The sequence below is a fragment of the Ruminococcus difficilis genome (genome assembly GCF_016680995.1).
In genome coordinates this window covers 46,065-58,168 of the sequence record NZ_JAEQMG010000149.1, presented here as the reverse complement: position 1 = coordinate 58,168, position 12,104 = coordinate 46,065, and the positions used below count along the sequence as shown (strand labels likewise).

General features: G+C 51.6%; 9 protein-coding genes. 6 read left to right on the top strand and 3 right to left on the bottom strand.

The window, feature by feature from the left end; translation table 11 throughout:
* Positions 1–523: 523 nt before the first annotated feature.
* Together JKK62_RS14175 and JKK62_RS14170 are read right to left on the bottom strand one after the other, a co-directional pair.
* Positions 524–1,321 (bottom strand): alpha/beta hydrolase, encoded by a 798-nt coding sequence (locus JKK62_RS14175; RefSeq protein WP_201428470.1) that lies wholly within the window; start codon positions 1,319–1,321, stop codon positions 524–526.
* A 127-nt stretch (positions 1,322–1,448) separates the two neighbouring features.
* Complete coding sequence (locus JKK62_RS14170; RefSeq protein ID WP_201428469.1) at positions 1,449–2,372, bottom strand: alpha/beta hydrolase; 924 nt, start codon at positions 2,370–2,372, stop codon at positions 1,449–1,451.
* Between the two features lie 230 nt (positions 2,373–2,602).
* On the opposite strand from JKK62_RS14170, the gene JKK62_RS14165 reads away from it, so the two are divergent.
* The 3 genes from JKK62_RS14165 to JKK62_RS14155 are packed head-to-tail and all read left to right on the top strand — an operon-like array spanning position 2,603 to position 7,580.
* Positions 2,603–2,899 carry an STAS domain-containing protein gene (locus tag JKK62_RS14165; RefSeq protein WP_201428468.1) on the top strand — a complete coding sequence of 99 codons (297 nt, stop codon included), beginning with the start codon at positions 2,603–2,605 and terminating at the stop codon, positions 2,897–2,899.
* Positions 2,900–2,910: 11 nt separating this feature from the next.
* Positions 2,911–5,901 carry an AMP-binding protein gene (locus tag JKK62_RS14160; protein WP_201428467.1) on the top strand — a complete coding sequence of 997 codons (2,991 nt, stop codon included), beginning with the start codon at positions 2,911–2,913 and terminating at the stop codon, positions 5,899–5,901.
* A complete protein-coding gene (locus tag JKK62_RS14155) occupies positions 5,901–7,580 on the top strand; it encodes a carboxylesterase/lipase family protein (protein ID WP_201428466.1) in 1,680 nt (559 codons plus the stop codon). The genes JKK62_RS14160 and JKK62_RS14155 overlap by 1 nt, the downstream gene beginning before the upstream one ends.
* 102 nt (positions 7,581–7,682) lie before the next feature.
* Here the strand turns inward: JKK62_RS14155 and JKK62_RS14150 are convergent, their stop codons facing one another.
* Positions 7,683–8,531, bottom strand: coding sequence for a Bax inhibitor-1/YccA family membrane protein (locus JKK62_RS14150; protein ID WP_201428465.1), 849 nt, complete (start codon positions 8,529–8,531; stop codon positions 7,683–7,685).
* Between the two features lie 266 nt (positions 8,532–8,797).
* On the opposite strand from JKK62_RS14150, the gene JKK62_RS14145 reads away from it, so the two are divergent.
* From JKK62_RS14145 to JKK62_RS14135, 3 genes are read left to right on the top strand one after another with little or no spacing between them, the layout of a single operon-like run.
* The gene (locus tag JKK62_RS14145) at positions 8,798–10,717 is read left to right on the top strand and encodes a non-ribosomal peptide synthetase (protein ID WP_201428464.1); all 1,920 of its coding nucleotides are present in this window, start codon (positions 8,798–8,800) and stop codon (positions 10,715–10,717) included.
* Positions 10,718–10,752: 35 nt separating this feature from the next.
* Positions 10,753–11,394, top strand: a complete 642-nt coding sequence (locus JKK62_RS14140; RefSeq protein WP_201428463.1) for a lysophospholipid acyltransferase family protein — start codon at positions 10,753–10,755, stop codon at positions 11,392–11,394.
* Positions 11,375–12,025: a lysophospholipid acyltransferase family protein gene (locus tag JKK62_RS14135; protein ID WP_201428462.1), complete on the top strand. Its 651-nt coding sequence runs from the start codon at positions 11,375–11,377 to the stop codon at positions 12,023–12,025. The genes JKK62_RS14140 and JKK62_RS14135 overlap by 20 nt, the downstream gene beginning before the upstream one ends.
* Positions 12,026–12,104 lie beyond the last annotated feature (79 nt).

Sequence of the window (12,104 nt, the reverse complement as noted above, 5' to 3'; positions counted from 1 at the left end):
CGATAAGGTACGACAGTCTTTTGCATTGTTAAAGAATATATCGCAGAAGGACTTGAAAGCCCGTAAAGAAAACAGTCCGGTGGACTGTTTTTAGGGCGTAGCGTTTATGTCTTTTTCGCATCGTAGAACGGCAACAAGCGAGGCAGCTATTCTCTTCCAAATAAACGTATTCTGCCCCTGCCATACAAAGGCTGTTGTATCGATAAGGTACGACAGTCTTTTGCATTGTTAAAGAATATATCGCAGAAGGACTTGAAAGCCCGTAAAGAAAACAGTCCGGCGGACTGTTTTTAGGGCGTAGCGTTTATGTCTTTTTCGCTTTGTAGAACGGCAACAAGCGAGGCAGCGATTCTCTTCCAAATAAACGTATTCTGCTCCTGCCGGTAAGAGTGTTGATAACGGACTTATGTTATCAACACTCTTTTTTATCTTTATAACAGCCGTTCTGCCGCATAAAAGAAAGAGCCGACCATGCGGTCAGCTCTGTTTCGGGATCAAGCCTGATCAGAATTATCTCGGGGATTCAGAATTCTGCTCTGCGCTCGAGAAAGATGTGCAGAAAGTCTTTGAAAATCTGCTCCCATGCGGTCTCGTGATGGGGCATTTCAAAGAGGATCACCTCGTTGAGCTTTTCGGGCGGATAACATTCCTCTAAGATCTCATACGTCCATTCCGTGCTCTGATAGATCAGCTTTTCCTGATCATCGCCAGCGCCGGAATAGATGTAAAGATACGGCAGGACAGGTTGTAATTTGGAGTGGATCCAATCCCGCATATCCTCGGGAGTGTAGATGACGAAAGCGGGGGAGAGGACGCCCGCGGCGCAAAACAGATCGGGGTGGTTCAGCGCGGTGAAGAACGCCTGTAAGCCGCCCGATGAACTGCCGCAGATCGCGGTAGCGTTCCTGCCGAGTTCTACCGGGAAATCTTTTTCGATGACAGGCATGACACGGTTGACGACAAAGTCGTCGAAGATCTCGCCCTGCGGAGTGATCTGTAATTTCAGTTCCTCGGGGCAGGCGAGTTCTCCGATGGTGAGGGGGGTGAGTTCATTGGTGCGCTCCATCGGATCGCCGTCGTTGTGGATGCCGACGATGATCGCCGCCTTGCCGGTAGCCTTTTTCTCGTCGCGGATCGTTTCACGCGTATACCAACAGCCGAATTCGACATGGTTATCTTCAAACAGATTCTGTCCGTCGGTCATATAGATGACGGGAAAGGTTTCTCCCGCTTCATGCTCGGGGATGAATACTCGTACTAAACGTTCTTCGTTGCTGTCGGGGTACGGTATATATAAAGGTATGATCTTTTCTTCTATCATGATGATCCTCCTCTTTTCTGTTTAGGTGTATTCCATTATATCATTGCCTGTAGTAAAAATCAACGGTATCCCATCAAGAATCGCAAAAGAATCACCGCGCAGGAGATCGACTCTTACGCGGTGACATTCAGCTTGTTTTTCGGACGAATTCATCGACGAGCGCTTCATAGCGCTGCGGATCGTAATAATAGGCAAGTCCGTGACCCGCGTCTGCGATCAGATAGCGCTCGATCATTTCGGGATTCGCCTTTTGTATCTCTTCGCTCATGGGCGCGGGGACAAAATCATCGCCGTCACCGTGGATGATCATGATCGGAACGGTCGCCTTTTTGACCTCCTTTGCCGCGGTGGTTTTGCTGACGTTGAACCGTCCGTAGATCAACCCGGAGAGCTTGATGACAGGCCAGCACAGATCGACGTTGAGACCGACCAGCTGACAGACATGGCGGATGATCTTCTCGGCGTCGTTGAAGGGACAATCGGAGATAATGCCTTTGACGTTATCGGGCAGCTCTTGTCCCGACGCCATCAGCACCGTGCCGCCGCCCATCGAGATACCGTGCAGATAGATGGGGCGGTCTGTGCCGAAGCGTTTACATGCGTAATCAATCCATGACAGTACGTCAAATCGCTCGCGCATACCGAAGGTGATGGTGTGACCCTGTGAGCGCCAGTGGGCTCGTTCATCCACCATGATGACGGGGTAACCCTGTCGGATCAGTGATAATCCCACGCCCGAATAGTCGCGCAGCGCGGAGCCGTGGTAGCCGTGAAAGCAGAGGAACAGTGGCTTGGATTCATCACCCTGATAGTATCGCGCGCTGAGCTTGAGCCCGTCATAGGATCGCGTCGTGATAAATTCACACGGAAGAGCGGCGAGCTCTTTGACCTTCACCCGCGCCTCGTCCCGATAAGGGTGCTTCGATTTGGTGATCGGACCCTTTGTTTCGGAAATGTTCTTGATCGGATAATAAAATGTTTTATAATACGCCGCGAACAGAACGATCAACAGTCCTATCAGTACCACGGCGAGGATGATCGCGAGAATCATAATATCACCTGAAATGGAAAGTTATTGAGAGGCCGGTCAACTGGGGGCACTCTTATAGTATTATTCTACCATATCCGACAGGTGAATGCAATCAATTCCGGTTTGTGAGCTTTTTTTATTGATAAAAATGTGAAAATATTTCTAATAAGTAGTGCATTTTTTTGGAAACTGTGTTACAATACTGCTAATAATGTGATTATATCATTACAAAAACAAAGGAGAAGATTATTATGACTGTAACAAAAAAACTTGAAGGCACCAAACTGACCGCAACGATCGAGGGCCGTCTGGACACCAACACCACCCCCGAGGCGGAAAAGGAACTGGCAGGCAGCCTTGATAACGTGACCGAACTGATCCTTGACTTCAAGCAGCTCGATTACATCTCTTCCGCAGGTCTTCGTCTGCTGCTGATGCTGCAGAAGAAGATGAACGCGCAGGGTTCCATGAAGATCCTTAACGCTAACGCGATCGTCAAAGAGATTTTTGAAGTAACCGGTTTTTCTGATGTATTGACTGTCGAATAAGGAGCCCCGCAATGATCGATATAATCCAATTGATTGAACAGTATACCCAAAACAACCCTCAGGCCGCCATCCTGTACGATGACGCTCACTCGAGGGGCATTACCTATTCCAAGCTCGATGACATGAGCGGACGTGTTTACGCTTATCTGAAACAGCAGGGAATAGGGAAAGAGGATTTTGTATTGATCAAGCTTCCCCGCGGAGTCCTGCCGATCGTCGCAATGATCGGCATTTGGAAAGCGGGCGCCGCATGGGCGCTGGTCGAGGATACCTACGCGCCCGAGCGTATCGACTATATCCGCAAGGATTGCGGCTGTAAGGCAGAGCTGAATTCCGATAACTGGGACGATATCATGAAGCTTGATTCGTTGTCGGGACACGAAAAGACCGATCTGCATGACGCGGCATACGCGATCTATACCTCCGGTACCACAGGCAACCCCAAGGGCGTACTGCACGAATTCGGCAACCTCAGCCGCGCGATCGAGTCGATCCGCATCAAAGGCGAGAATCCGTTCAACGGCAAGGATCGCGCAGCGCTGCTCGCGCCGATGAACTTTGTCGCTTCGGTCATCGTGATCTTAGAGGTGCTGAGCGTCGAGTGCGGCAAGCTCTTTGTCGTCAGCTACGCGACCATCAAGAACCCGATCGCGCTCAAGACCTTCTTTATCGAAAAGCGCATCACCGTCACCTTCCTGACGCCTTCTTATGTCCGTATGCTCGGCAATACCACAGGACCGTTTTTGAGAATGTTGTTTGTCGGCAGTGAACCGGCGAATAACCTGTATAATAAGAATCTGGATCTGATCAATATCTACGCGGCTTCCGAGAGCGGATTCGCGATCGGCGTCTTTCTCATCGATCAAGCGTATGAGACCTGTCCGATCGGCGTGCCCGAGATCGACGGCAAGATCACGCTGCTGGATGAGGACGGCAATGAAGTCGCTGAGGGAGAGGTCGGTGAGCTTTGCATCGAGAACCCCTATGTGCGCGGCTATCTGAATCTGCCTGAAGAGACCGCCAAGGCGTTTACGGACGGTATCTATCATACCGGCGATTTAGCGCGCCGCGACGCGAAGAACGGCTATGTCCTGCTCGGCAGATCCAATGATATGATCAAGATCAACGGTAACCGTATCGAACCCGCTGAGATCGAGGCGGCTGTCAAGCAGGCGCTCGGTATCGAGTGGGCGGCGGCACGCGGCTTTGAAGAAAGCGGCAAGAGCTTCCTTTGCGCGTATTACATCGATGATATCGAGATCGATACCGAGAAGCTGAGGGCGGAGCTCTCCAAGCGTCTGCCGTATTACATGATCCCCGCCTATTATATCAAGATCGATAAGGTTCCCTTGAAGCCCAACGGCAAGATGGACCGCAAGGCGCTGCCCGAACCGGAAGCCGACGACTTCAAAACCGAGTATGTCGCTCCCGAGAATGAAACGCAGGAGAAGCTCTGTCACGCGATGGAGACCGTGCTCAAGCTCGATCAGGTCGGTATTCATGATGATTTTTATGAGATGGGCGGCGATTCGCTGACCTCCATCCGCCTGATCACCGAGAGCGGCTTGCCCGGACTCAACGCGGGCGACGTCTTCCGCGGCAGAACTCCCGAGAAGATCGCTGAGATCTATACGGAAAGACGCGCGAACGCGGGCGATGATTCTCCCGATATGATCCAGGAGAAATCTCTCACACAGGATCATCCGCTGACAGCGGAGATGCTGTATATGGTGGACTATCAGCTCTATACGCCGAAGTCGACGATGTACAATCTGTTCACCGTCATGAAGATGGATAAAACCATCTTTGAAGCGAAGAAGATGGCAGAAACGATGTGCACCGTCATCAAGCATCATCCCGCGCTCTTGACGACCTTCCACTTCAACGGGGACGGCGAGGTCATCCAGCGCTATACTCCCGAGATCTTCGACGAGATCCATGTCGAGAAGATCAGCGAGTTTGAGTTCGGCAATATCAAAGATAATCTGGTCCAGCCGTTCAAGATCATCGGCGGCAAGTTGTTCCGCTGCCGCGTGTTTGAGACGGAAAAGAACGTTTATATCTTCTTCGACGTACATCATACGCTCTTTGACGGTACCTCGTTCAAGGTGTTTATGGCGAATGTCGGCAAGGTCTATATGGGCGCTCAGCCTGAGCCGGACTACTATTATTACATGCTCCATCAGCGTGAGCACGCTCAGGAAACTGATTTCTATAAAGAGAGCAAAAAATATTTTGAGGACAGATACGACGGCACAAAGTGGTCGAGCAGTCCCAATACCGACCAGACGTCGCGCGACAATGAGCTGGGCGAGATCTTTGCCGAGCTCGGTGTGGAGCCCGTTCAGCTGAAAAACATCGAGAACAAATACAGGATCAGCCGCAACGAGTTCTTTATCACCATCGGCTTGCTCGCGATCGCGATCTATAACGGAAAGTACGATGTAAAGATCAGCTGGATCTACAACGGTCGTGAAGAGATGGAACTGATGAATACGGTCGGACTGCTGTTCCGGGATCTGCCTGTCGGCGTTCATCTCAATGATAAAATGACCCTGCGCGATCTGTTCGCGGACGTCCACGAACAGGTGCAGAAGGGCATCGAGCACTGCTGTTATCCTTATGTCGACATCACCTGCGATATCGGTGACGGTGAGGCGGCATATGTCCTGTATCAGCAGGATATCCGCGATACCGGCGGACTGGAGGATTATAACATCGAAACCATTGATGTGCGCCAGAATCAGGCGGCGTCTCAGACGATCCTCGATATGGAGATCCTCGACGGCGAGGATGGCTTGATGCTGATGATCGACTTTGCCGCCAGCCGCTATGAGGACAGCAGCATGGAGCTCTTCCGTAACTACTTTGTCCGTCTGGTACAGACCATCGTCAAATTCGATTCTCAGAAGGACGTCACCCTCGGTGAACTCCATAAGAAGGTCATGGATAAGACCAACTTCTTTGATTTCCTCAAGACCATCCTCAGGAGAAAGATGTAATGGAACAATCGGTTTCAATATCTGTACGCGACAGGATCAGAGCCGCTTACGGTGTGAACGGTAAGATCGACGGCGTCTATAATCCTTTTGTCGCGGTTAAGTGTTATAACGGTACGTTCGTCGGACAGCAGGACGAGGGGATCCTTACCTTTCGGGGGATCCCTTACGCCAAGCCTCCTGTCGGCAGCCGTCGATGGAAGCGTCCCGCGCCCGCGCCGCAGGACGACGGCGTTTATGAAGCCTATTATTTCGGCAAAAGCCCGATCCAGACGGAGTGGGAGACCGAGCAGGGCTCCTACTATCCGCAGGGTGAGGATTGTCTGTATCTGAACGTTTGGGTGAATCGTACCGATACCACTGCAAAGAAGCCTGTCATGGTGTTTTTCCACGGCGGCAGCTTCGGTTGGGGCGGTACCGCCGACCCGCTGTATGACGGCGCGAATTTTGTGAAGCAGAATCCCGATATCATTCTCGTTACCGTCGGCTATCGCGTCGGCTTGATGGGCTTTGTGGATTTCTCGGAGCTCAAGGACGGCTCGAACTTTGCCGACGCGCCGAATCTGGGCATCCTCGATCAGATTGAGTCGCTCAGATGGGTGCAGAAGAATATCGCGTTCTTCGGCGGCGACCGCAAAAACGTCACCATTTTCGGCGAATCTGCCGGCGGCGCGAGTGTATCGCTGCTGCCGATCATCCCCAAGGCGAACGGATTGTTCCGCCGCGTGATCTCCGAGAGCGGTTCGGTGGCGCTGACCTTCTCTAAGGAGATGTGCAAGCCGTTCACCCGCCGACTGATCGAGGAGACCGGCATCCATTCGATGGCGAAGCTCATGGCGCTCCCCGAAAGAGAGCTGATGAAGCTGAACGAGAAGCTGAACGCCTACAATAACTTCCCCCAGCGTGACGGTCGCCTGATCCCCGTAAAGCCGTATGAGGCGTATGAGGCGGGCAAGACGGCGCATATCGACATGCTGATCGGTACCAACAGCGACGAGTCGCGGTATTGGGTAGAGGAGCTCGGCGGCATCGTGCCGTATCGGTTCAGTATCCCCGTCAAGTTCGAGAACGATATGAAAACGTTCGATAAGAAGGACAGAAATCGTGTCAGGGCATTTATGCACAGGCTCGACGGATACGGTATCTGGAAGATGTCGGAATTCTATGACGAGATGATGTTCCGACTGCCTGCTGTCAAGCAGGCGGAGTGCCATTCCGAACACGGCGGCAAGGTCTATATGTACTACTGGACGGAGCCTTCCGCCAAGGAGTATTGCGGCGCGTGCCATGCGGTCGAACTGGCATATGTTTTCGGCAATCTCCATAATACGATCTTTACCGGTGAACGCGGCGACGAGGCGCTGTCCGAACAGGTGATGACCATGTGGGCGAACTTTGCCCGCACCGGTAATCCCTCGCTCGGCGATCTCAAATGGAATCGTTATGATACCCGCCACCGTGCCACGATGATCCTGTGTAAGGACAGTCATATGGAAGAGGACGTCCTGTCCGAACAGCGTCAGCTTCTGTTCCCGCTGCTGCGCTATATGATCAATCCCTCATACTCAGACATGAGCTACAACGTGCCTTTTGTGCATAAGACGGCAGGTCTGGCGGCGTTAGCCGCGGTGGGCGTGATCGGACTGGGTATCGGCGTCATCAGGATGTTCGGTAAAAAATAGTATAACGGATCGTTGCAAGGCAATCATGCCGTGACGATCTCATCATTTAAATCAAAAAACCGCGTACAGCTCAGCGACTGTACGCGGTTGCTTTTATGTGGTTTAATTATTTTTTCTGCCGGCGATCGTCATGATCAGATCCAGTACCTTGAGATAGAGCCACAGTACGGTGAACGCCAGTCCGAACGCCGCCTGCCATTCATATTTCTTGGGGAGCTTATCCTGTACCACGTGATCGATGGTGGCAAAGTCACAGATCAAGAACAGTGACGCGATGATGATGAAGACCACCGAGAAGCCGATCGAGATCGCAAAGTTGTTTCTGATCTGCATGACCAGCTCGCTGGTGAACGGAATAAAGGAGCCGATCAGCATCAGCAGCGATACGGCGATGACTGTGACAAAGAGCGTCAGCATCACCGTTCTGAATTTCTTGGTCACGCGGATGATCCCGGTGGAGTAGAGGATCGCCATGACCATTACGATCGTCATCGTGATCGCCAGCGCCAAAAGACCGAGGTGCTCATAGCCGTGGAGCACTTTGAAGATCAAAAAGGAGATCATATAGCCCTGTGTGACGCAGTACAGCGCGCCGGTGACAGGCGTGGTGGATTTTGCGAAGAACGCGAGCAACTGGAAAACAATCGCGAGGATCACGCTGGCGAGCAGCGCGATGATCTCTCCCATATAAAGCGTGACATGGAAGCCCCTGATGTTCAGATCAAAGCTCTGACCGGTGCTGAGCATCTGTGAGAGAACTCGTTCCGCCGCGATGCCGGCAACTGAGAACAGCAGGAAGAATATCGTCTTTGCGGCGATACCGCCGTAGGTAGCGGAATCGCTCTCGCTGTATTCGTCTACCTTATCCAGTCGGTGCATGACCGGGTTCGAGGATAAGAACGACCTTTTTTCTTTGGTTGCGGTATTGTTGTTGGAAGATAAACGTGCCATAAATTACCTCTTTCTGTTTTTGATACCCATATCATAATACTCTTTTTCATAAAATGCAATAGTCTTTTATTCATAATTGTCATTGCGAGGGGCAAACACGTGTGGTCAGCCCTGTGGCAATCTCAACTGAATATAGGGATTTAGTATATGTTTCCATGTCGATACAAGTCGATTTATCTTGCTTTTCATTGATGATTGTGGTAAGATGATATCTGTTAATGCTATAAAGGAGAGTTTCGGCTTTTTGCGCGAAAGGGTTGAGTCAAATGGGCGATCTGGGACTGGGTCAGCATAAAACCATCAAGGATTTTGTTCAATCAAAGCTGCGTGCTTTTGAAGAACAGGGGCTTTCGATGGAGACGCTTTTCTCCCTGATGTTTCAGGAAAAAGAGAATATCATGTATGAACGATCCGCCGGTTATCGCGTTGAGAGCTTTTCCTACGGCGAGGTCGAGAAAAGGATCAAGGCGCGTGCTTTGTCCTTATCAAAGCTCCTTTCCGACGTTGCTCCCGGCTCGGTGATCGGTCTGTCGATGGACAATTCTCTCTCCTGGATCGAATGCTTTTGGGCGATCCTCCTTTGCGGTTTCCGTCCGCTGTTGATCAACCTGCGCCTCTCAGATGAGCCGGTGGAGGGCGCTATCCGCGACTGTGATGTACAGGCGGTGGTGTCCGACGGGCGGACCTATTCTGTCAGGACGATCCTGTGTGATGAGATCGAGCCTGTGGAGGAGCCGTTCACGACTTGTGAATTCGGCAAAGAGATCATCGTGATGACCTCCGGCACATCCCGCCATGTCAAACTCTGCGCCTATTCCGCCGAGGAGCTCTTTTATCAGATCAAAGGCAGCTACGGCATCATTCGGGAGTGTGACACGGTCAAGCGGCATTATCAGGATCGCTTGAAGCTGTTGACCTTCCTGCCGTTTTACCATGTATTCGGACTGGCAGCGGTATATATTTGGTTTTCATTCTTCTCCCGCACCTTTGTCGAGTTGAAGGATATGAAGCCCGATACCATCACCGGCACCGTGCGGCGCCATCATGTCACCCACCTGTTTGCCGTACCGCTGTTTTGGGAAACGGTCTATACACAGGCGCGAAAGACGATCCGTCTGCGCGGGGAGGAGACCGAACGAAAATTTGAGAAAGCGATGGCATTGCGCGATAAGCTCGGTGATTCCGCGCTCGGTGCTTTATTTACACGCGCCGCGTTCAAAGAGGTGAGAGAAAACCTCTTTGGTGACAGCATCCGATTCATGATCACCGGCGGCTCGTCGATCTCAAAGGAAACCATGCGCTTCTTCAACAGCATCGGCTACCACCTTGCCGACGGCTACGGTATGAGCGAGATCGGTATCACCTCGCTGGAATTGTCCAAGAAGCCGAGTATCCTCAATGAGGGCTATATCGGCAAGCCGATGGACGGTGTGGAGTATCGCATCAATAGTGACGGCGAGTTGGAGGTCAAGGGCAAGGCGATCGCCTGTTATATCATCGAGGACGGCGAAAAAAAGATCATCAATACCGATTTCTTCAACACCCACGATCTGGCGGTGTGCGAGAACGGTCATTATAAGATCCTCGGACGAAAGGACGATCTGATCGTCGGCATCTCCGGCGAGAATCTGAACCCGAACCTGATCGAACCGCAATTAAAGCTCAAGGACGTCAACGAGATCTGCTTGATCGGCGCTCTTGACGGCGTCAATGCCGTACCGACGCTGGTCGTGTCCGTGAATCGCTTTATCAGTGAAGAAAAGCTCACCGCACTGGATCACTCGCTCAAAAAGCAACTGGAAGAAATGCGCTTGAATTCAGAGATCAAAAGGATCCTCTACGTCAGCGACAGTTTGATCGTCGGCGATGAATTCAAGCTCAATCGTTTTCGCTTGAAGCAGCAGCTCGAAGAAAACGGTTTTCACGAGGTGAAGCCGCTTGGAAAGGATGAGGGCTTGCAGGATGCGCTGGCAAAACGGCTCAGAGAGTTCTTTGCCGCGGCGCTGGATCGCTCTGCGGAGGATATCGCCGACAGCGCTGATTTCTTTCTCGATCTGGGCGGCACTTCGCTCGATTATTTCGGCATGATCGCCGCGATGGAAACTGAATTCTCCGTCAAAATATCGACGGAGCAGAATCTGTCCACCGTCGCCGCGTTCCACCGTTATCTGTCCGAGATACTGTAAGCTGTTTGTTATCGATCCCGATCTGGTTATTGATTATGTTTTATTGTTTGTTTAACTGGTTTGTGAAGCTCACGGGCTGGCCGATCCAGCTCCTGTGTTTTCGCAAGAAGATATATTATGAGAATAAGGCGGTGCAATCCCGCCGCATCAAGGGAAAAGCGATCGTCATCTCGAACCACCTTTCCGTCTACGATTATCCTGTCGCGATGTTCGTCTTCTTCGGACGTACCCTGCGGTTCCAGATGTCGGAGCTTGTGATGAAGAAGCCGATACTGGGCACCTTCCTGAAGATGCTCGGCGGTATCTATGTCGACCGTGATTCCCACGATTTTGCCTTTATGGCTAAGTGTGAGAAGATCCTGAGTAAAGGCGGGGTGATCGGTATCTGTCCCGAGGGCAGATTGCCGCGCAAGGATGAACCCCGACCGCTGCCGTTCAAGACCGGCGCGGCGTATCTCGCGCTGATGACCGATACGCCGATCATCCCGATGGTGACCAACGGTTTGTACTTCAATTTCAAAGAGCGTGCCCGCGTGATCATCGGCACGCCGATCATTCCCTCGCAGGTCGCCGATCCCGCGCTGAGCGATAAAGAGAATATCGCTGCGCTGACCGACCTGATGAGGAACAAAACCATTAATTTAGGAAAATTACTGCATGAACAATCAACCGAATAAAGCAAAGCTGTTTTCTCTCAAATACTTCTTTGTCGATTTTGTCAGAGTGACGGGAGCGCTCCCGACGCTCTTGTGGTATCGACCGAAGATTATGTATGAGAACGAAACGGCAAAACAGAAGATCAAAGGCGGCGCGCTGGTTATTTCCAACCACAACTGCTTCTTTGATCCCGTCTATGTGATGCTGGCGATCTGGTACCGCCGCCATCATTTTATCATCAATCAAGAGTTTTACGATACCAAGGCAAAGTGGTTTTTGGATCGCGTCATGTGTATCCCAATCGATACAAAGAACACCGGCTTTCAGACGATGAAGGTCATCAACGATCATCTGACCGGCGGCGATCTGGTCTCGATGTTTCCGGAGGGTCATATCAACGACGGCTCCGGCGAGATGCGCCAATTCAAAAGCGGCATGGTGCTGATGTCCATGCGCGCCAAGGTGCCGATCGTACCCGTCTATGTGCGTGAGCATAAGCCTCGCTCATCCAGACTGCGCGTCGTCATCGGCGAGCCGATCGATATCAATAAGCTGTACGCGGGCCGTCCGTCGATGTCCGATATCGAAGCGATCACCAACCGCCTGTTTGAAAAAGAAAACGAACTCAAAGCGATCGCCTTTCAGCACTGATCGTTTGATTAAAAAAAGTCATTGCGAGGGGTAAACACGCGTGTTTATCCCCGCGGCAATCTCAACCGATATAAAGATA